This window comes from Streptomyces sp. NPDC059909 (genome assembly GCF_042730885.1).
In the GTDB taxonomy this organism is placed as follows: Bacteria; Actinomycetota; Actinomycetes; order Streptomycetales; family Streptomycetaceae; genus Streptomyces.
Window position 1 is genome coordinate 15,379 of the sequence record NZ_JBHWKX010000070.1, and the last position, 20,066, is coordinate 35,444.

19 protein-coding genes and 2 pseudogenes are annotated in these 20,066 nt (G+C 69.5%); 13 read left to right on the forward strand and 8 right to left on the reverse strand.

Going from position 1 to position 20,066, the window contains the following annotated elements; all coding sequences use genetic code 11:
- The first annotated feature begins 183 nt into the window (after positions 1–183).
- Positions 184–1,875 carry a PASTA domain-containing protein gene (locus ACFV9O_RS32405; RefSeq protein WP_385424184.1) on the forward strand — a complete coding sequence of 564 codons (1,692 nt, stop codon included), beginning with the start codon at positions 184–186 and terminating at the stop codon, positions 1,873–1,875.
- Positions 1,876–1,930: 55 nt separating this feature from the next.
- Here the strand turns inward: ACFV9O_RS32405 and ACFV9O_RS32410 are convergent.
- The 4 genes and pseudogenes from ACFV9O_RS32410 to ACFV9O_RS32425 all read right to left on the reverse strand — a co-directional run.
- A pseudogene (locus ACFV9O_RS32410) lies at positions 1,931–2,252 on the reverse strand (DNA/RNA helicase domain-containing protein); the annotation flags it as partial.
- 166 nt (positions 2,253–2,418) lie between these two features.
- Positions 2,419–2,871 (reverse strand): hypothetical protein, encoded by a 453-nt coding sequence (locus ACFV9O_RS32415; protein WP_385424187.1) that lies wholly within the window; start codon positions 2,869–2,871, stop codon positions 2,419–2,421.
- Positions 2,872–2,982: 111 nt separating this feature from the next.
- On the reverse strand, positions 2,983–3,849 hold the full coding sequence (locus ACFV9O_RS32420; protein WP_385424190.1) for a response regulator transcription factor: 867 nt from the start codon (positions 3,847–3,849) through the stop codon (positions 2,983–2,985).
- Positions 3,850–4,086: 237 nt separating this feature from the next.
- Positions 4,087–5,046 carry a 5'-nucleotidase gene (locus tag ACFV9O_RS32425; RefSeq protein WP_385424193.1) on the reverse strand — a complete coding sequence of 320 codons (960 nt, stop codon included), beginning with the start codon at positions 5,044–5,046 and terminating at the stop codon, positions 4,087–4,089.
- Between the two features lie 205 nt (positions 5,047–5,251).
- Here ACFV9O_RS32425 and ACFV9O_RS32430 point away from each other — a divergent pair.
- Positions 5,252–5,509 (forward strand): annotated as a pseudogene (locus ACFV9O_RS32430) (transposase); the annotation flags it as partial.
- A 417-nt stretch (positions 5,510–5,926) separates the two neighbouring features.
- On the opposite strand, the gene ACFV9O_RS32435 reads toward ACFV9O_RS32430, so the two are convergent.
- The 4 genes from ACFV9O_RS32435 to ACFV9O_RS32450 form a co-directional block, all read right to left on the reverse strand.
- Entirely contained in the window at positions 5,927–6,280 is a 354-nt protein-coding gene (locus tag ACFV9O_RS32435; protein WP_385424196.1) for a VOC family protein, read from the reverse strand.
- Between the two features lie 498 nt (positions 6,281–6,778).
- Positions 6,779–7,369, reverse strand: coding sequence for a hypothetical protein (locus tag ACFV9O_RS32440; RefSeq protein WP_385424198.1), 591 nt, complete (start codon positions 7,367–7,369; stop codon positions 6,779–6,781).
- Positions 7,366–8,802, reverse strand: coding sequence for a sensor histidine kinase (locus ACFV9O_RS32445; RefSeq protein WP_385424240.1), 1,437 nt, complete (start codon positions 8,800–8,802; stop codon positions 7,366–7,368). Before ACFV9O_RS32445 ends, ACFV9O_RS32440 begins: the two co-directional genes overlap by 4 nt.
- A 167-nt stretch (positions 8,803–8,969) precedes the next feature.
- On the reverse strand, positions 8,970–9,659 hold the full coding sequence (locus ACFV9O_RS32450; RefSeq protein WP_385424201.1) for a response regulator: 690 nt from the start codon (positions 9,657–9,659) through the stop codon (positions 8,970–8,972).
- Between the two features lie 189 nt (positions 9,660–9,848).
- Here ACFV9O_RS32450 and ACFV9O_RS32455 point away from each other — a divergent pair, with 189 nt between their 5' ends.
- From ACFV9O_RS32455 to ACFV9O_RS32505, 11 genes are all read left to right on the forward strand, one after another.
- The gene (locus ACFV9O_RS32455; RefSeq protein ID WP_385424203.1) at positions 9,849–10,721 is read left to right on the forward strand and encodes a DUF3152 domain-containing protein; all 873 of its coding nucleotides are present in this window, start codon (positions 9,849–9,851) and stop codon (positions 10,719–10,721) included.
- A gap of 350 nt (positions 10,722–11,071) precedes the next feature.
- Positions 11,072–11,989 (forward strand): hypothetical protein, encoded by a 918-nt coding sequence (locus ACFV9O_RS32460; RefSeq protein ID WP_385424206.1) that lies wholly within the window; start codon positions 11,072–11,074, stop codon positions 11,987–11,989.
- 14 nt (positions 11,990–12,003) lie between these two features.
- Positions 12,004–13,389: a Tat pathway signal protein gene (locus ACFV9O_RS32465; protein WP_385424208.1), complete on the forward strand. Its 1,386-nt coding sequence runs from the start codon at positions 12,004–12,006 to the stop codon at positions 13,387–13,389.
- Positions 13,386–14,153 (forward strand): ABC transporter ATP-binding protein, encoded by a 768-nt coding sequence (locus tag ACFV9O_RS32470; RefSeq protein WP_385424211.1) that lies wholly within the window; start codon positions 13,386–13,388, stop codon positions 14,151–14,153. The genes ACFV9O_RS32465 and ACFV9O_RS32470 overlap by 4 nt, the downstream gene beginning before the upstream one ends.
- Positions 14,150–15,523 (forward strand): ABC transporter permease, encoded by a 1,374-nt coding sequence (locus ACFV9O_RS32475; protein ID WP_385424214.1) that lies wholly within the window; start codon positions 14,150–14,152, stop codon positions 15,521–15,523. Before ACFV9O_RS32470 ends, ACFV9O_RS32475 begins: the two co-directional genes overlap by 4 nt.
- Positions 15,524–16,123: 600 nt before the next feature.
- Entirely contained in the window at positions 16,124–16,825 is a 702-nt protein-coding gene (locus tag ACFV9O_RS32480; protein WP_385424217.1) for a hypothetical protein, read from the forward strand.
- Positions 16,822–17,493: a MauE/DoxX family redox-associated membrane protein gene (locus ACFV9O_RS32485; RefSeq protein WP_385424220.1), complete on the forward strand. Its 672-nt coding sequence runs from the start codon at positions 16,822–16,824 to the stop codon at positions 17,491–17,493. Before ACFV9O_RS32480 ends, ACFV9O_RS32485 begins: the two co-directional genes overlap by 4 nt.
- Positions 17,469–18,059, forward strand: a complete 591-nt coding sequence (locus ACFV9O_RS32490; RefSeq protein ID WP_385424223.1) for a hypothetical protein — start codon at positions 17,469–17,471, stop codon at positions 18,057–18,059. Before ACFV9O_RS32485 ends, ACFV9O_RS32490 begins: the two co-directional genes overlap by 25 nt.
- Positions 18,056–18,973 carry a peptidoglycan-binding protein gene (locus ACFV9O_RS32495; RefSeq protein WP_385424226.1) on the forward strand — a complete coding sequence of 306 codons (918 nt, stop codon included), beginning with the start codon at positions 18,056–18,058 and terminating at the stop codon, positions 18,971–18,973. Before ACFV9O_RS32490 ends, ACFV9O_RS32495 begins: the two co-directional genes overlap by 4 nt.
- A complete protein-coding gene (locus tag ACFV9O_RS32500; protein WP_385424229.1) occupies positions 18,974–19,168 on the forward strand; it encodes a hypothetical protein in 195 nt (64 codons plus the stop codon). It abuts the gene before it with no gap.
- Between the two features lie 72 nt (positions 19,169–19,240).
- The gene (locus tag ACFV9O_RS32505) at positions 19,241–19,744 is read left to right on the forward strand and encodes a hypothetical protein (RefSeq protein WP_385424231.1); all 504 of its coding nucleotides are present in this window, start codon (positions 19,241–19,243) and stop codon (positions 19,742–19,744) included.
- The last annotated feature ends 322 nt before the right edge of the window (positions 19,745–20,066 follow it).

Consider the following 20,066-nt stretch of genomic DNA (forward strand, 5'->3'; position numbering starts at 1 on the left):
TCATGTTCGGTTACTTGCAATGCCCAGCGAGTGAGCTCGTACGGGGCGTCCCGTACGAGCTCACCTGCTACATCGCAGAACGAGACTGCGGGCGGCGCGCAGCGGAATCGGGGCAGGCACGGGTCCGCGGAGGGATCTTGTACTTGTGTCCGGCCGCAGATCAGCAGCAGTTAGCATCCCCGCATGTCCGATACTGCCGCGCAGCGCCTTCTGCGGAACGACTCGCGCACCGCGAGGGTGGCGGCCCAGGAGTCCGTCCCGTTCCCGGCCCATGGGGCGGAGGCTCTGCTCCGTGCCCTCCGCTCCGGGGAGACGGTGCTGGCCCTCTACCACCAGGGGCTGGGGTACGCCGCGCTCACCGAGGATGCCCTCATCCTCCTGAGCGGGGGTTCCACGACGCGGGCGACGCGGGTTCCGAAGCCCTTGGCGATCCTGCGCCCTGCTCACGGCGGTCGGCGGCGCGTGGACGTGTCGGTGGAAGGGCGACGCATAGGCCTCTGGGGCTCACAGCTCGACAAATCCGGCGAACTCATCCTGCAGGCCGGGGAGCTTGTGCCTGATCCTCTGGCCGAGGACCCGCGCACCGCCGCGGCCGCCGCCAGGGAGAGCATCTCCTTCTCCAACGACCAAAAGAAGGTGCTGCTGGAAGAGCTCGAGCCCGGCGAAGTAGTCCGGTCCTTCTACCACAACGGCTGGGGCTATGCCGTGCTCACCGGGAACGGCCTCATCCTGTTCCGGAATCTCCTGGCGCCCAAGGCGACCCGCGTGCCCAAGCCCCTGCGGATCCTTCGCCGCGCGTACGGCATGTTCGACTCCGTCGACGTCCTCATCGACGGGAAACCGCACAAGCTGCACGGCTCAAAGATCGACCCGAAGGGAGAACTCCTCGAAGCAGTGGGGGAACTCCTGCCTCCCGAGTCCCCCTCGCGCCCCAGCCGCGGGACGCGGTTCTCCACATGGGTACGCCGACATCCCGTCCTCATGGCCACAATTGCGGCAGTGGTGTTCATCGCCGGTCTGAATCCGGGCTCCAGTGGGAAGGAGTCCGTGGCACTGGATCGTGCAGACCGCACCCTGGTCGTCCCCGACTTCAACGGGGCCCCTCTCACCGCGGCTGCGGCGAAGGCTCGCCTCCATCCGTGGCAGACGGTGTCGGCAGCTGACGCCTCCTCCGCCCACCGGCCGGTGAAGACCACCGAGCCCGGCTGGCGGGTCTGCTTCCAGAACCCCTCCCGCGACGAGACGGTCCGCCCGTCCGGCACCATGCTGACGCTCTACGCGGTCCCGGAGCAGGAGGAGTGCCCGACGCGGCTGCACGGCCCCCGCGGGGTCGTGATGCCGGATCTCGTCGACGAGCGGTTCGACGACGCCTCTCGCACCCTCGACGATCTCGGTCTCGACCACGTGGTCCCCTTCCACGCGCATACCGGCAAGCATCTGGACGACCAGCCGGAACTGGCCGACTGGCGGGTGTGTCGGCAGAACCCGGAACCGGACAACAAGGTCTCGACCGCCACGCAGGTCGACCTGTGGCTGATCGGTCCCAGCGCCCCGTGCACCGAACCCAGCCCCACTCCCAAGCCGAAGCCGAAGCCCAAGCCCAAGCCCAAGCCGCGTCCCCAGCCCTCGTACGGCACCACCTCGGGCGGCGGCACCACAGGAGGCAGTACCGGTGGGGGCTCATCCAGTAGCGGAGGCTCCACCAGCGGCGGCTCCTCCGGTGGTTCGGGGGGCAGCACCGGCAGCCAGGCCGGTGTTCAGTTCGGGCAGTACTGCTCCCCCGTGGGCGCCACCGCGACGACCGTCGACGGGCGGCCCGCCAAGTGCTTCATGGGCAAGGACGGCCGGGCTCGGTGGGGGTACAACTCGGGGTAGCGGAGAGCCCGCCGAGCTACCCGCAGAGGCCGGCCGGGTTCTGACGACGCGCCCCTCACTCCACGGCTATCTCGCGCTCCGACCCCGCCAATTCGCGCAGTCGCTCCCGCGTCTCCCGTCCGTCGAGTACGCGACCGTGCCGACCATGCCCCCGGTCAGCAGCACCTTCTAGGTGTTGCTGATCAGGCGGTCCACGTCTGCGTCCGGAGTGGACCGCTTGAACACCGGGACCCTGGAGGCATTGCGGTCCGTGACCCACTTGCCGCCGCGCCACAGAGGTCCGGACCGATGATGACGCCGGACCAGTCGCACTCGAAGCCCTAGGCGGTGTAGACGCAGCCGTCCTGGCCCAAGCCAGCCGCGTCGGTGGCCAACAGGGGTAGCTTGCCGCCGGTCCGACGGTGCCGGCACCGAAGGGGCGTTGAGCGCGTCGAAGACGTGCTCGGCGCGCAGCCGGTGCTTCGGTCGCCGGGGTCTCAGTCGGGAGTGGCGAGGATCGGCCCGATGGCGTGTCGTCGTCCGTACGCGGTGCCTCGCAACCGCCTACGGTCGGGCGCTCTTGGCGCCGGAGCCGGGGCGCAGCGCCATGAGGCTCCACCCGGCGGCCGCCGCCAGCGCGACGGCCGCCATCAGGGCCAGCATCGGCCACTCGGGGCGCCAGCCAAGCGACAGCCGGGTCCCGAGCCAGGTGACGCCGAAGGCGATCGTCCCCGGTGCGTGGACCGGCACTCTGGCGGCGGCGCCCCGCAGCACGCCGGCCGCGGCAAGACCGATCACGGTCCAGGCGGCCAGATAGGGCAGGAGAGGGCCGGGGGCGGCGCTGGGCAGACCGTACTCCTCGGGGCCGACGCGGAACAGGCCAGTCGTCCAGCCGAGTCCGACACCGACAGCGGTGACAGCCACCACCCACACGGCATGGCGCCAGAGCGGCCCGGGCCTGATTTCCTCCGAGTTGTCGGGGTTGCCGTATGCGGCTGGACCGATGTTGTCGATCACGTCCGGAAGGACGCCGCCGAGGCGCTCCGGGTTGCCTGCCCGGCGGACGGCGGACGGCGGACGGGACGGCCGGCCGCACCGGATCTTCCTCAACTGCGTCGGGGATCGAGGTCATTCGGTGATCCAGCCGCGGCGGGCAGCCAGGACACCGGCCTGGAAGCGGTTGCTTGCTCCGAGTTGCCCATAAAGGACCTGGACGCGGCGTCGCATGGTACGGATCGACCAGCCGAGTTGGCGTGCGATGGCCTCGTCCTTCATACCGCTGCACATGAGGGTGAGGGCCGCGCGGTCCTCAGGGGAGAGCAGGTCCGCGGCGGGGGCGCCGATGGGAAGGGCCTGACCCCACAGAGCCTCGGTCAGGTCGATCAGGGCGTCCAGCAGGGCACTCGGCCGGACGACTGCGGCCCGGACGTCGTCACCCAGATCGAGCGAGAGCGGCATGATCGCCAAGCGGCGGTCGGCGATGGCGAGTTTGACGCGAAGGCCGTCCAGCACTCTTGCGTCTTCGCCGAGCTCGGCGAGTTCGCGTATGTCGTTCAGGACTCCCGGCCACTGCAGTGATTCCGGCGCGTAGACCGTGCGATAGCGGACACCTCGGCGCAGGGCGGTGGACTGGATCGAGCGTGAGGTGCTCAGCGCGTACGGAGGGCGGTCGAGCGTGACGACCTCTTCGCTGGCCTCGTGCTGGAGGCGGACGAACCAACGGCCGAGAGGGGACGTTGCCGCGGATGATCTCCACTTCGCTGGTGGTGGCCTCTGCGCGGCGGCGAACAGGCGCGAGAGTTCGCCGGCGTGGCTGCGGACCCGGTCCAGGGCGTTGGTTCGGGCCCGTACCAGCGCCCAACGGGGCTCGAACCTGGCGTCCGGTCCGGTTGGGCAGGGCGACGAGATGTCCATCGAGCTGCCCCCGGATGCCGGGCCACTGAGCGGACCCACGGCCGGCAGCGCCGGGTCGGACGCGTGCCACTTCACGGCCACGGCCACACCACGCTGGAGTGACGGAGCAGCATCGCCGAATGCCGTCAGAGACCCGTCCCTCCCCCAACAACACCGCCCTTGCCCGGCCCAGAGGATGCGCCAGAGCCTCGGCATCCCCTCATCGCGACGAACGAGCCCCCCAGGTGGCAGTTCCGAACACCGAGGCAGGAGGTACACACTGACCGCGGGTACTCGGCGCGCGTCGCAGCCGATTCTGCTGGCTGATCTTGGGAACGGTCAGGATTCGGGCTGGTGTTGCGAGGCGGCCTGCTCGTTGAGCTTTCCGAAGGGCACGTGCACGCTCGGTGTCGTTTGCGAGGTGCTCGCCACGTGACTTTGCTGGTCGTCGAAGAAGATGTGCGGCTTGAGGACCTTCATGATCTCGCCCTTGTTGATCCCGCCGAGGAAGAACGCGTCGTTGACCGTCACCCCCCATTGCTTCAGGCTCATCACTGCCCGCTCGTGAGCGGGGGCGGCGCGCGCTGTGACGAGGGAAACATGGAGACGGATCCGGTAGTCGGCGTTCTTCCGGCGTTCCTTCTCCTCTCGCCGCTGGATTCGGTTGATGTTGGCCAGAAATTCCTTCAACGGTCCCGCGTCGTGCGGGACAGCGGCGTTCGTCACCTCGTGGGTGCGGAATTCCTCTATCCCGCCTGCCTGATACACCTGCTCTGATGCGTCGGTGGCCAGGACTCCGTCGAAGTCGAAGGAGATCCGCAGGTCGCCGTCCTCAGTGTCGTCTTCATGCGGCGCGCCCAGGACGTGGCCTGCGGGCAATCCCGCCAGGACGGCCTCGCGAACATCGCGCTCGTTCGCCGACAGGAACAGGGACATGTTGAGTGCCGGCATGAATTTGTGGGGCGACCGGCCCTGCATGAAGATGGCCCGGCTTATCGACAGACCGTGCGCCTTTATGGATCTCATGACGCGAAGTCCGGTGTCGGGGTCGTTGCGGGACAGAACGATGACCTCGACCAGCGGGTCACCCTCCTTTTCCAGGTCGTTCAGCGACAGCAGTCGGCGGATGAACGGGAACGCGACCCCGGGACGGAGTGTTTCGTCCAGATGCTCTTCCTGGTAGGCGCGGTAGCTCTCTTCGCCCTGCTCCCGGAACACGGCGTCCGACTCGGTCAGGTCGAAAAGAGCACTGGAGGCGATTCCGATGACAAGCCGGTCCGCTAGCTCGTAGACGGCCACAGCGACCCCTTTGATCAGCCATTTGCGTTCGTCGCCATCATCGCACCAGCCGGTCTGCTGGTCCCCTCTCGCCTTCGTGCAGGCGCTCTGGAGCAATACTCAAGACCTGTGGATCGGCTCGGGGAGGACATACCTTCCCGGTTGATTGATCGATAGATCACCGAGCAAGACCGGTGTTCACAGCACCGGCCGGGAAGGCACGTTCCTGCTTAGCGTAGTGAACGACGACGGCACCACCGCCAACGGCTCCGCTCTGATCGACGAGATCGTCCGGGCAGGCGCCAGGCGGATGCTGGCCGTCGCGCTGGAGGTCGAAGTCAACGCTTATATAGCCGAGTTGGTCGACGAGCGCGATGAGCGCGGCCGTCGCCTGGTGGTGCGCAACGGCTACCACCGGCCCCGGAAGGTCACCACCGCGGCCGGCGTGGTCGAGGTGAAGGCGCCGCGGGTGAACGACAGGCGTCCGACTCCTGGGTGGACCTGCTGCGCAACCGATCGACAGGACGTCTGCGGATCCGCAGACCGAACCGGCTCGACCACGAGGTCTGCTTGGACGAGTTCGCCCTGCAGCTGGTCAAGGACTGGCTGGTCGAGCGCCATCGCCGCTGGCCACTGAGAACCCGCATCTGATCGTCAGCCCCATCACCGCCATGCGCGTCGACCGGCCCGCCGTCGGCATTTCCAACTTCCAAGCGCTCCGCGACCGCGTCGGGATCACCTTCACACGGCTTCGGCAGGACCGGTTCCTCGACGAGGCACGAGAGACGCGGACCCGGTCCGGCTGATGCGCTTGTTCGGAATCACCTCGCACACCGCGATCCACTACGTCCGCGCCGCCCACCCCGAGCGCTTCACCATCGACCCGACCCAGGCGTGAGCCTTACTGACGCCGCTGGCCTAGGACACAGAACTCGTTACCTTCGGGGTCTGCCAACACAACCCACGATTGATCACCCTGGCCAATATCAACACGCTGTGCGCCATGAGCCACCAGACGAGCCACCTCGGCGTCTTGGTCATCAGGCCTGAAGTCGAGATGCAGTCGGCTCTTAGCCTTCTTGCTCTCATCAAGCCGGACGAAGTCCAACCCCGGTAGGCGATCCGGCTCCGGGCGGATCTCGAACTCCTCATCAGAGGAGTGGACCACAACCCAACCAAGAGCCGTAGCCCACCACTGCCCCAAGGCCACCGGATCTACCGAGTGAACAATTACCTGTTCCCATTCCAAGGTCATCTGCCGAGCTTAGACCTGCCAGGGCTTCGAAGAATAGGCACTCAGGCCTCCCACATCGGGCTGAACCCGAGCGCGCTTCCCCTTGCGGAGCCACCGCCACCCGCGGCTTCGGCACACACCAGCGCGGATCGGAGCGAGCCCGTCGACGCCGCGTTGGACGTCACGGCGGCCGTCCTCCCGGCGGCGCCGCCGGGAGGGGTGGGCGGCGGTCGGGAGAACCGGCGGCCGGCACGTCGGGGTGGCGGGCGTTGTTGTTGCGCCGGCGCAGGTAGGCATGCAGGGCTCGGGTCTGGACCGTGTGGTTGGGATGTTTCACCGGTGATGCGGATCTGCCGGGCGAGGCTCTTGGGGGCGCGCTGGCGACGGCGCGGGCGGCGTATGTCCAGTCCTTGAAGAGGGCCGTGGCAGTGTGGCGCCTCGATTACGTAGGTATAGGCGCCTCTTCGGCTCCGGAGCAGGAAGCAGCCTCCATGTTCCGGGGCCGTGCCCGGGCCCCTCCTACGGCTGCGGAGGGTCGGGACACGAGTCGGCCGACTGCGTCATCGACCATCCGTCCCCGAGCACATGGACGCTCGTGTGTGAGGGGGAGCGTTGCGCATTGACGGGAGGAGCCGCAAGGACGCCGTCCCGATGCGCGTCCGCGGGCACCGCGGCAAACGACCCACTCACGTGAGCCACGGTGCACGCCAACTGCAGCATGGCCGGATGGCTGAGGGGAGCGACATCATTGGGGAGCTTGATGGAGACGCCGTTGCCGCTGCCGGCCGTCACGTCCGGTGTATTCGTCAGGCGGGGCAGCTCCGTGGTGGCCGTCACGGCCTCGCTTGTCGTCGGTCCGCCGAACAGCCGGCCCACGACGGTCCTGAGGTCCGCAGGATCGTCGATCTTGCGGGGATAGGCCGTCAGATCACCGTCGTCCAGGAAATAGAGGGAGACGACGCCCGGCACCGAGGGCTTCGGATCGGGGGAGAACACGACGCTCGCCGGTTCGCCGGCCTCGATGACGTCGGACGGGGGGACTCCGCACGCCGTCAGCGTGAGCGCGGCCGCGAGCCCGACCGGCAGCGCCGTCACGCGCGAGCGTTTCATCGGGCACCCGCGGGGGAATCGTGGTCGGCGGCTGCGATGTCGCGGTGCAGGGGGAGTTCGACCGTGAACACCGCTCCGCCCCCGGGACGGTTGGCGACGCTGATGCGTCCTCCGTGCAGGTGTACGTTCTCCGCCGTGATGGCCAGGCCCAGTCCGCTGCTCTCGCTTCTGGTCCGTGTGGTGCTCGCCTTGTAGAAGCGCTCGAAGATGTGTGGCATGGCTTCCTTGGCGATGCCCGGTCCGTTGTCGGTCACCTCGATGACGGCCCACGCCACGTCCGCTCGCTCCTCTCTCACTTCCATGGCCAGCCGCACCGGCGGTGCCCCGTGCCGCAGCGCGTTGCCGACCAGATTGGCCATCACCACGTCGAGCCGGCGCGGGTCCACGCGCGTCCGGAGCACACCCGGCCGGGGCAGGTGGGTCTCCACCTGGCCCTGCCACCCCCGAGCGGCGAGGGTGTGCTGTACGAACTCGGCCAGGTCGATCTCGTCCAGGCTGAGTTCGGCCGCGCCCGCGTCGAAGCGGGAGATCTCCATCAGGTCGTTCACCAGCGCGCTCAGCCGGCTGGTTCCCTCACTGATGAGCCGCAACGCCTCGCCGGTATCCCGGTTCAAGTGCAGCGCGTTCGCGTCCAGCACGTCGGTGACCGCGGACATCGCCGCCAGCGGCGTCCGCAGTTCGTGGGAGACGTCTGCGACGAAGCGGCGCGCCTGGGCCTCCAGGCGGCGCAACTCCGCGACCGAGAGCTCCAGGGCTGCCGCCGTATGGTTGAAGGACCGTGAGAGGTCGGCCAGTTCGTCGGAACCGTTGACGGCCAGCCGGACGTCGAGGTGCCCCTCGGCCATCCGGCGTGTCGCCCGGCGCAACGCCCGTACGGGACGGAGTACGCCGCTCGCGGCCAGCAGCGCGAGGACGACGGCGAGGCCCAGTGCCACCAGGGTGGCGTGCTGGATGGCGCTGACCATCGCTTCGACGTAGGCCTGTTCGGTGTTCTGCGGCACCACCAGGTACATCGCCATCCCCGAGAGCCTGGACTCCGTGCCTTCGCCGCTGTTGTACGTGACCGGCATTCCGACGACGAGATAGGGATGCCCGTCGGCGTTCACCCTCTGGAACACCGCGGCGCGTTTGGTTTCCACGGACCGGCGCAGCTCCGGGCTGAGCTTGTCGAAGTCGGCACTCGGCGCAAAGGCGCGGAGGCTGCCGTACGTGGCCAGTACCCGCCATCCTTGTGACTGGTTGGCGTTGAGTACCCCCTGCACCGACACATGCAAGGCCTTCTGCACGTGCTCCTGACTCGGCGCCGGGGGAAGGTGGACAGAGGCGTTGACGCTCGTCCGGAACTGCCGGATGACGGAGTCCTGGCTCTGCTGCAGGACCCCCGTGCGCGCCTCCCGGAAGGCGACGGCTCCGGTGCTCAGGGCGCTGGCCATGGCCACCAGGACGAAGGCCACCACCAGGCGGGAGCGCAGGCCCCGCAGCGGAAGCGGGACCTTCGCCAGGACCGCCTGATAAAATCTCGCCGGCCTGGGGGCCTGCCCGGCTGCGACGGCCTCGCGCTTGCGTACGTGCTTGCGTGCCCGTACGGATCTCTGGCCGCTCACGGGGAACCGAAGCGGTAACCGAAGCCGCGTACGGTCTGGATGTACCGGGGATCCCCGCCCAGCTCACCGAGCTTGCCGCGCAATCGCTTCACACAGGCGTCCACGAGCCGTATGTCGCCGTAGTAGCTGTGCTCCCAGACCGCTTCCAGCAGCTGCTGGCGGCTGAACACCTGTCCGGGCGAGGCCGACAGGGTCAGCAGCAGCCGAAGCTCGGAGGGGGCGAGCGCGACGGGTTCACCACGGTGTGTCACCACGAGCCCGGCCCGGTCGATGACCAGCTCGCCGTGCGACTCCGCCCTGGGCCGGACAGCGTCGGAGACCGACGCGTCCTGCCTGCGCAGTACGGCCCGTATTCGCGCGTCGAGCACCCGGGCCTGCACGGGCTTGACCACGTAGTCGTCCGCGCCGGCCTCCAGCCCCACGACCACGTCGATGTCGTCGCCCTTGGCGGTCACCATGATGATCGGCACCTGGTCGCGATCCCTGATCCGCCGGCATACGTCGAGGCCGGACATGCCGGGCAGCATGAGGTCGAGTACGACGACGTCCGGATGGAAGTGGTGGAGCTGTTCCAATCCCTCTTCACCCGTTCCGGCGGCGAAGACGTCATGCCCCTGGTGTCGCAGCCCCAGCTGGACGGCCTTACGGACATCTGGGTCGTCTTCGACAATAAGGACTCGTGGCACTTCGACAGTGTAAGCAGATCGCGTTCGGTCGCCGGCCTGCGAACGAGCCCCTCTCGGGAGCTGTTACGGAAGGGTCACATCGGCGTGCCGCCGGGCGGGCAACCCTGAACCGGCCGAGCGACCGCTCGTTATCGGTTCGTGATTGTTCGAACTCATGGCGATCATCTGAAATGACCAGTTTGAGTTGCCATGCATTCGGCACGACAGCGGGAATACGCATCGAGCACTGGCAGCGCCGTGGCCTCCCACCGCGGTGGCCGTCACCGGTCCTCGCACCGCCGGGGCCGTCCGCGCCGCCGGGGCCGGAGGTACCTGGTCGGCACGCTGGTGGCCGCGGGCCTGCTCGGCTCCGCGGCGTTCTTCCTGGACGGTGGGCGAAGCGACGCGTCGAGCGGTGCGCCGCACCCGCGGAGCGTGGCACCCATCACCCCCACGCCCACGCCCACTCCGACGCCCACCCCAACCCCGACGCCCACCGAGATCGACGTCCCCTCGACGGGCGCCGGCACGTTCGTCACCGCGCAGGCCAGTGGCGCGAAGGTCGGTCACGGTCCGCGTCCACTCCGGTACGTGGTGAAGGTCGAGACCGGCCTCGACATCTCGCCGACCCAAGCGGCGGACGAGATCGCCGACATACTCGCCGCCCCCCGGGGCTGGATCCACAACCCTGCCTACTCGTTCCAGTTGGTGAGCGCGGGACAGCCCCACGACCTCACGGTGACGATCGCGACACCGGGGACGGCGGACGCCCTGTGCTGGGCGGGCATCCACCAGAACACCCAAGGCGAATACAACTGCGAGGTCCCCGGTGGGGTCGTGGTGAACCTCAAGCGCTGGGTCAAGGGCTCGCCCACCTTCGACGGTCCGATCCATGACTACCGGGCGCTGATCATCAACCACGAGATGGGGCACTTCCTGGGCTACACGCACACGACCTGCGCGGGCCCCGGCCAACTGGCCCCCGTGATGATGCAGCAGATCAAGGGCCTGCACGGATGCATCGCCAACGCCTGGCCCTACGACGAGAACGGTCACTTCGTCACCGGGCCGCGCGTGCAGTGAATCGGCGCCGACCAACCCTCCCATCGGTTACGGAAGGCAGCTTGGACGCGCCGTGGCCACCTGTGGTTCACACCGCGCCCAGAACCGGCTGTTACAGCTTGGTCATCGTTCGAGCCAACGGCGATCACCTGCGGACACCAGTCTCGAACTCAGTGACGGCGTCCCGTGGTCGTGAAGACGATCAGACGCTCGCGGTGCCGTGTTCCCGGTGCGCCGGTGCTGTCGGTGTGGGCAGAGCCCACACCGCCCACGATTCCGCGGCTCCCCCTGGCTTTCACGCGACACCCACCCTCTCGATCGATTGGAAGAGCATGTCTGGATCCCGCACTGTTCGGAAACTGGCCGTCGCGGTGAGTCTGCTGCCGCTCCTGACGGCCTGCGGCACGGCATCTGACTCGGCGGACGGCGGGAAGCCCTCGGCCGGCGGCGGGAAGTCCTCGGCCGGGTCGTCGGAGCAACTCGACGTTCCCGCGGACGCCAGCGCAAGCCTCAAGGAGCAGTACCTCACCCAGAACGCGATCGCGGCCTGCATGAAGAAGCAGGGGTTCATCTACACCCCCGTAGCCCCCGTGGATCCCGTGGACTCCTGGACCGACGACGGGCTGGACTACAAGCTGACCAAGAAGTACCGGCAGAAGTACGGCTTCGGAATCTACGCCAAGATCGTCTATCCCAACGATCCCCAGGCACAGGGCGGCGGGATGCCCCTGGACGATGCGGCCGACACGGCCAACGGGAAGTACGTCGCCTCACTCACTTCCGCGCAGAAGACCGCCTACGACAAGGCGATGGGAGTCCCGGGCCAGGAGGCGAAGGCCGGCGGTGAGTGGCCGGACGGTTGCCTGAAGTCGGCCAGAAAGGAGGTCTACGGCACCACGTCGTCCCAGGAGATAGGCGCCCAGACCACGGCACGGAACAAGGCGAACGGGCAGGCGCTCAACGGTGACCCCAAGCTGGTCGCTCTGGCGCAGTCGTACGCCTCGTGCCTGAAGGGGCACGGCATCCCCGTCACGACCACGCAACCGACCGACATCCACGAAATGGTGAAGTTCCACGCGCTCAGGTCCGCTGCCCCCGGCACCGACGCCAGCGTGGTGAACCCCGACGGGACCCCCATGGAAACCATGAGTAAGGACGAGGCTCTGCCGCTGCTCACCAGGGACATCGAGCTGGCGATGCAGGACCTGGAGTGCGGCAGGGAATTCCGGGCCGCCTACTTCCCGAAGTTCTTCAAGGCCCCGACCAGCGGTGGCGGTGGTGTCGGGTGAGGCGCCGCAATCGGGTGAACAGCCGGCCCAAGCAGTTGGGGATCATCGTTGCCGGGGTGGGGCTGGTGGGAGTGGGCGGCTGGTTCGCCGGATCGCAGATGCAGTCGCCGGCGGACGCGGCTGCCGCACACCGGCCGCCGAAGGCCGGACCGGTCACCGTCGCGGTCGAGCGGCGGTCGCTGACCGCGAGTGTGATCGCCCAGGGCTCGGTGGAGTACGCGTCACCGCGGAAGCTCGCCCTGGCCGGGCCCGTCGGCCCCCCGGATTCCGGCTCCGGGGATTCCGGGGCCGGCGACGCCGTCGTCCAGCGGGTTACCAAGGCACCGGTCGCCGGGGCGGAGGTGAAGGAGGGCGACGTGCTGATGCAGGTGAGCGGCCGACCGGTTCTGGTGCTGCGGGGATCCGTTCCGATGTACCGCACGCTGGGTCCCGGCGCGTCCGGAGACGACGTCAAGCAACTCGAGCGGGCCCTGGGCCGGCTCGGCTTCAACACCGGTGGATCCACGGGGACGTACGGGCAGGGGGACGCCGCGGCGGTGAGCCGCTGGTACACGAGCAAGGGCTTTCACGCGCAGGAGCCCTCTTTCGCGGACAGGCAGCAGCTGGGGACGTTGGAAGCCGCTGTGACCACCGCGCAGCAGGCCCTCCTTGCGGCACAGAATTCCGGCAGCGGCTCCGAGGACTCCGGCGGCGATGCCGGCACCGGTGGTGAAGAAGGAAGGCTGCAGCTCAGGGCAGCACAGCAGCAGTTGAACGCGGCCAACGCCGCGCTCTCCGCCTTCCGGGTCGGCTACGGAACCAAGATCCCCGCAGGTGAGATCGTCTTTCTGCCGGATCTTCCGGCCCGGTTGGACAAGGTGTCCGTGAAGATCGGTGACACCCCGTCCGGATCGGTCGGCACGGTGACCAGCTCCGAGGTGGTGGTGCAGGCCGTGGTGCCGGGCAGCGACGCCACCTTGCTCCGCAAGGGCATGACGGCGCGGGTGGAGACCCCCGACGGCGAGGAGGTGGAGGGGCGGCTGGTCGCACTCGGCGACGATGTGCCGAAGAACGACGCGGGGGACGACAAGAACGCACCGGAAACACCGGACGGCGGGAGCGGTGATGCCTCGGCTCCGGTACCGGTGCGTATCTCCATCCCGCCGGGGAAGCTGACCGAGAACGCCAACAGGTCCGCGAAGGTGACCATCGAGGTGGGTTCGTCGAACGGTGACGTGTTGACGGTGCCCATCGCCGCGCTCCACACCTCGGCCGACGGGCAGGCCACGGTGCGGGTCCGGCGTGGGACCACAGTGGTGAAGGTCCCTGTCAAGGCGGGTCTTTCCGCTGAGGGGCAGGTGGAGGTCACGCCGTCCGGTGACGCGCTGACGGTGGGCGATCAGGTGGTGGTCGGGCAATGACCGGCCTGCCGGCGTCCGTCGTCCCGGCGTCCGTCGTCCCGGCGTCCGTCGTCCCGGCGTCTTTCGTGCCCGACGCGGACACCGTCATCCAACTGGTCTCCGTCGACCGGACCTTCGACTCCGAGCCGCCGGTGCATGCCCTGCGGGACGTGAACCTGGCCGTCCGGCGCGGCGAGCACCTGTCGATCGTCGGACCGTCCGGTTCCGGCAAGTCGACGCTGCTCAACACCCTGGGACTGCTGGACAGCCCCACCTCGGGCACTTACTGGCTCGACGGGGTGGAGACCAACGCGCTCGGCGACCTGGAGCGCACCTCACTGCGCGGCAGCCGGATCGGATTCGTCTTCCAGTCCTTCCATCTGCTGCCCTACCGGACGGTGGACGAGAACGTCATGCTGGCAGAGGCCTACCGACGGCCGCGCCCCGGGCGCGGCCGCGCCGGCCGCCGCACCAGGGCCAAGGAGGCGCTGGAACGAGTGGGCTTGGCGCACCGGGCCGGCTTCCGGCCGGACAGGCTGTCCGGTGGTGAGAGGCAGCGTGTGGCGATCGCCCGGGCGCTGATGAGCGAGCCCGCTCTGCTGCTCTGCGACGAGCCCACCGGCAACCTCGACAGTGAGAACACCGAATCGGTGCTGGACCTCTTCGACCAGCTGAGCGAGCAGGGCATGACCCTGGTCGTGATCACCCATGAGGAGGCGGTCAGCATGCGGGCCGACAGGCGGGTAACGATCAGCGACGGACGGCTCACCGAGGAGAGCCGATGAGGGCCCGAGCGCGCGTCCTGGAGCCGGCGGCCCCGGTGGATCCGACAGACCCGGTGGACCCGGCAGACCCGGTGGACCCGCCGATCGCCGGCGGGTCCACCGGCGGACGGCACCCGGCTCGGCGGGGACGTGTACGGCGCCGCCGCAAGGCCAGGGTCATCGAGCGTCCCTGGATGGACTTCAGGGACCTGTGGACCGAGGCGCTGGCAGGGGTGCTCGCCCGTCCGGTGCGCTCCGCCCTGACCACCCTGGGCACGGTTCTGGGCATCACCACCCTGGTCATCACCATCGGAGTCTCGGCCACGGCGGGCAACCAGATCGTCGGCCGCTTCGACGCGCTCACCGCCACATCGGTCACCGTGGTGGTACCCCCGCCGCCCCCGTCGGCCGACCCCGTCCCGCTCGTGGACTGGTCAGGCGTCGACGCGGTCCGGCGGCTGGCCGGGGTCGATTCGGCGGCCGCAGTCGCCGACTCCCAGCAGACCGCGAGCGTCCAGGTACGCGCGAACGACGTGGTCGCTCCCGGTGAGGTCACCGGCCAGACCATGGCTGTCCTCGCCACGTCCCCCACGCTGCCCGCCGCGGTGCGCGGCAAGATGACCGCCGGGCGGTTCTTCGACGACGGGGACATCGCCCGGCACGACCGGGTGGCGGTGCTCGGCGACCAGGCCGCACGCCTCCTCGGCATCAACTCGGTTCAGGACTCCCCCGCGGTCTTTCTGAAGGGCCAGTCCTATACCGTGATCGGAATTCTCGGCGGAGCCGAACGGGAACAGCAGGTCTCCACCGCGGTGATCCTGCCGCCCACGACAGCCTCGGACCAGCTGGGCCTCCGAGTGGTGACCCGGGTAGTGATCAACACCGCGCTCGGCGCGGCGAAGCAGGTCGCCCACCAGGCACCGATCGCGCTGGCTCCCGGAGCCGAGGACGCGCTCGTCGTCACCGCACCGCCCGACCCGACCAAGGCACGCAAGGGAGTACAGGGCGACGTCAACGGCCTGTTCCTGGTACTCGGGCTGGTCTCCCTGGTGGTCGGGGCCATCGGCATCGCCAACGTGACCCTGGTGACGGTCATGGAGCGGATCGGGGAGATCGGACTGCGCCGCGCCCTCGGCGCCTCGCGACGACAGGTCGCCGGCCAGTTCCTGGTGGAGTCGACGACCATCGGCCTCCTCGGCGGCGTCATCGGCGCCGTCCTGGGCATGGTCGTCGTGGTGGCCGTCTCCGCCATCAGGGACTGGACTCCGGTTCTGGACGTCCGTCTCGCTTTCGGAGCCCCGGTCGCCGGAGCCCTCGTCGGACTCCTGGCCGGTCTCTACCCGTCACTTCGGGCCTCCCGCATGGAGCCCGTCGACGCTCTGCGCTCCTGAAGGTCTTCATCCGGGCGAAGGCATGCTCGACGCGGGCGGACCCCGGTGATCAACGGTGGCCGTACCTGGCTCCGCACCGCCCCTGAGCTGCGAGATCGCGGTCCACGGCTGGAGTATTTGCAGGCGCCCGGTTCGCTGAGCCGGGCCCGGCCGCGGCACTGGGTCCTGTAGGACCGCAGGGAGAGCTTGGCCGCCATGGGGCCGGGCCCGAAGGGAGTCCTTCACTTTCTGGACGGCGTTGAGGACCATGCGGTATGCGATCTGGTTCGTCGAGGAGTACGAACTGCCGGTGGTTGTGGACCGTCTTGGCAGTGACAGCGATCAGCTGCTGAAGCGAGCGGGCGTCCGGCCTCATGAGCACCGCGGAGAGCCCAGGAGCGTGCCGACAGGGATGGCGAGCATGAGCCAGGAACGCGGCGAAACGCGGGCCTTGGTCTTACCAGCGCGCTGCTCCGCAAGATCGTCACGCTGCGCCCGGCGCCTCGGTGACAGGCAGCCCTGCCGCCGGGCGATCCTGGTGGATTGACAGGTCCATGGCCATTGTCTAGCTTGCTCTGCGGCCGCGGTGCCGCTCCGCCCCGCGCCCCCAGGAGGATGCACATGGTCGCATCGTTCGTCACTCATCGCGCCCTCGACGGCGGGACGTACCGCCTGGAGGGCGACCTCGATCTGCGGGCGCCGTGCACCTCGGCCGTCGAGGTGGTGGTCGGTGGGCGGCTGGTCGAGTTCACCGCCGGGCCGGCCACATTGGGCGACGATGTCGCCGCTTCCCTCGGCATCGGGGCACCCGACTCCGAGCTCACTTTCCGGAACGGCACGCTGCGTATCTACGAGTCGATCGAGCGCGAGCCGCGCTCAGGGCTAGTGGAGCGGCCGTTGCTCGTCGTGTGGCGCGGCGAGCGCCACGCGCTCGTGACCCGGCTGTACGGGCTGAGCGTGGCCGAAGTGCTCGGGCTGCTGCGGTCGGTGGGCATCTCCGAGAGCGCGTACGGGCTCACTCTCCAGCCCGATCCGTCGGCCGGAAGCGCCTTCGCCCGGCCCGCGACGGTGATCAAGGAGGTGCCCGGCCTCGGGCTGCTGGAGCTGTCCCGGCGGACGAAGGAGCACACCGCCCAGCTTCCGCCGTGGAAGGGCGTGGCGGTCGCGTCCGGTGAGCTGTTCCGCGACACGCTCTCCGACGGCAGTCCGTTCTTCGTGCTCTCCTCCACCGAGATCTGGGCCACGGTGGTGCCGTTGGCGTCGACTTCCGTCGAGCGGGTGCCCGAGCTCGTCGGGCGGCTCGCGCTGCGGCGCACCGGGTGAGCCCGGCGGTGGTCGGCTTCCACGGCGGACTGGCCGCCTCGATCGTCACGCTGGGCCTGCTCGTGGGTGCGGTCTCCCACGCCGCCCGTCCCGCCGCCCTGGGCGAGGCGCTGCGGGCGCACGGCGTGCTGGGCCCGCGATTCCGCCGGTTCGCGGCCGCCGTCGTGCCTTGGGCCGAGGGCGCCTTGGGGGCGGCCGGCGCGGCCGCGCTGCTGGCGGGTCACCAGCGTGGGCTGCAGGCCGTACTTGCCGCGGCGACCGTCCTCTTCGGGCTCTACGCCGGCTACACGCGGCACGTCCTCGCCCTCGGTCGCGGGGGGCCGTGCGGCTGTTCGCGCCGGGATGTGCCCCTGAGCCGCTGGGTGACCCGGCGGGCCGCGGCCCTGGCCGGGCTCGCGGCGGCCGGCGCGGTCCTCGCCGGGGCCGGCCCCGTACGGGTCTCTGCGGCAGAGCTGGTCACGCTGTCGCTCGCGGCTCCTGCCTGCACCGCGCTGCTGTGGTCCCTGCCCGCCGCCATGCACGAGCCGGCCACAGCCACTACTCACCATCCGGCCGCAGCCGCCGTTCACCAGCCGGCTGCCGTCATGGCTCACCGGCCGACCGAGGCCACCCCGCACCGGACTGCCGAAGGAGTGTCGACGAGATGGACTTCACCACCAGCGCCTTGATCGCCTCGTGGGCGGCGATCGCGCTGCTCGCGCTGGTCGTCTCGGGACTGGTCAGACAGGTGCACCAGCTGTCGCGCGCCCAGCCGAACCGCCCCGGGCGGGTGGGCATCGCACCCGGCGCACCGGCGCCCGGGCTCGACGCGGCCAGGCTGGACGACGCGGCCGGGCTCGACAACCTCCTGACGCCGGGCCGCGCCGCGCTGCTGCTGTTCCTCGACGCCGACTGCAGCACCTGCGTCCAGGTGCTCGCCGGGGCCGAAGCCTGGACGATCCGCCAGGGCCAGGGTCAGGGCCAGGAGGGCCAAGACCACGGTCAGAGCGACGCCGTCGCCCCTCAGGTGCTCGGGCTCTACGCGGGCCCCGCGCCGCAGGCCGGTGAAGGCGCCGTCCCGGTGCGGGGTGGTCGCCCGGAGCTGTTCACGGCGTACGACATCCCCGCCACCCCCTATGCGGTGGTCATCGACGCGGAGGGCCGGATCGCGCGTTCGGAGCCGCTCGGCTCGCCCACCGCGCTGCTGCGGTTGCTCGACGACATCCATCCCGCAACGCAGAGGAGTCTGCGATGACGTCACTGGACGACGTGCCCACGCTGCGCCGGTCGGGGAGCGTCGGCCGCCGCTCCCGGACCATACGCGGGGCCCTGCCGTCCTTCGCACCGCGCAGGCGCACCGTGCTGCAGGCGGCGACCGCCGCGGGCTTCGCCGTGCTGGGGGTGTTCCCCGCCGCCCGGCAGGCGTACGCGGACGGCTACGACATCTGGACCGGTGCGTGCCCGAGTTACGCCGCGGACCACAACTGCTCCCCTGGCTGCGGGCCCAGCACCGTCTACGCCGACGCGTGCATGACGTCAGGAACGAACACCGGCTTCCACAAGTCGGACGGTGTCACGTGGACGCTGCGGCCGAACCAGTGCTACGCCGGCACCTACGACGGCTGGCTGTGGCGCTACAGCGCGGCCTGCGGCAGCTGCGGCTGCGGGATCGAGCGGCGCTGCCACGACGGGTACCACAACACCGGCTCCGGCTGGGTGAAGTCCATCTGCCGCTGGACCACCGACTGCGACTGCCCCGGCTCCATCAGCTGGCCCACCATCGGCCGCGGCGCCACCGGGCCCGACGTCCACACCGTCCAGCACCTGCTCACCCACCACGGTCATCCGACGGATGTCGACGGCATCTTCGGGCCGGACACCGAGGCGCGGGTCGAGGAGTTCCAGTCGGCGAACGGACTCAGCCCCACGGGCAGCGTCGGCCCGGCCACCTGGCCGGTACTGGTCGTCACCGTACGCCAAGGAGACGTGAACAATGCCGTACGCGGCGCCCAGCGGCAGCTCAACAAGCACGGCTACGCACTGACGGTCGACGGCAACTTCGGTTCGCTCACACGGCAGGCCGTCATCTCGTTCCAGTCCCTGCACGGCCTGACTGCAGACGGCGTGGTCGGCCAGAACACCTGGCGCACGCTGACCGGGACGGTCTAGATGAGCTCCGGGGAGTCCGGCTTCCCCGCCGCCCGGCAGGGCCGCGCCCGTGGCCTACGCATGCTGCTCACTGATCCCGCCCTGCCCGTGGCGGCCCTGGGGATGGCGGCGATCATCACCGCCCTTCACGCCCCCGTGCTGACCTGGGCGATCACCGGTGGCTTGGCCGGCTACTCGCTCTCCGGCTCCGTTTGAACGCGCAACAGCGCGTTCGCGCTGGCCTCGCCAGGTTGGCGGGCAACGTACAGACAGGCCGCGGTCCTCGGTGTGTTCACCGTCGGCCTGCTGGCCGGCGGAGTGCTGACGGCCGGGGCGCTGTGGCTCTTCTCCGGTCTCTTCACACCGCTCCCGGCCGACGGGCGGCAAGGGCTGATCGCGGCCGCCGCACTGCTCGCCGCGCTGCGCGACGCGGGCAGACTGACGCTGCGTCTGCCGCAGAACGCCCGGCAGATACCACAGGACGTGCTGCGCCGCCATCTGGCGCGCGGCGCCCTGCAGTTCGGCTTCGAGCTCGGTACGGGCGTGCGCACCTACGTCTCGGCGAGCGCCCCGTACGCGTTGGCGGTGGCGGTGCTGCTGTCCGGGGGCTCCTACGCGCCCGCCCTGGCCGCCGGACTCGGCTTCGGCGCGGGCCGGGCCCTCACCCCGGCCCTGCGCAGGCTCTCCGGGGACGGGGAGGGCTGGGACGACCTGCTTGTGCGGCGACTGAGCGGTATGACCATCCTGTGCTCCGTGCTGGTCGCCGCCGTCGCCTGTGCGGTGCTCACTTGACTTCCGCTCCCCGCCCTAAAGGACTCCGTTGGCAAAAGGACGGAGCGGACATCCTGGCTCGCACTCTGGCTGGGAGTGGATCACTTGACCTGCGGATCCGTGAGTCAAAGTGGCCCCCACGGCCAGCGGTTCGTCCCTTTCCCAACAGAGTCCTAAAGGGCGGGGATTCCTACCACGGTCGGATGACCGTCTCGGTGGGTTCCTGCTTCATTGCGCTGCGCCGGTACGAGTACCGGTCTTACCTGCGCTCCACAGGCCGACACCGCCAGTCCGGCGGCCTTGGCGACGTTGACTGCCGCGTTGATGTCCCGGTCGAGGACGG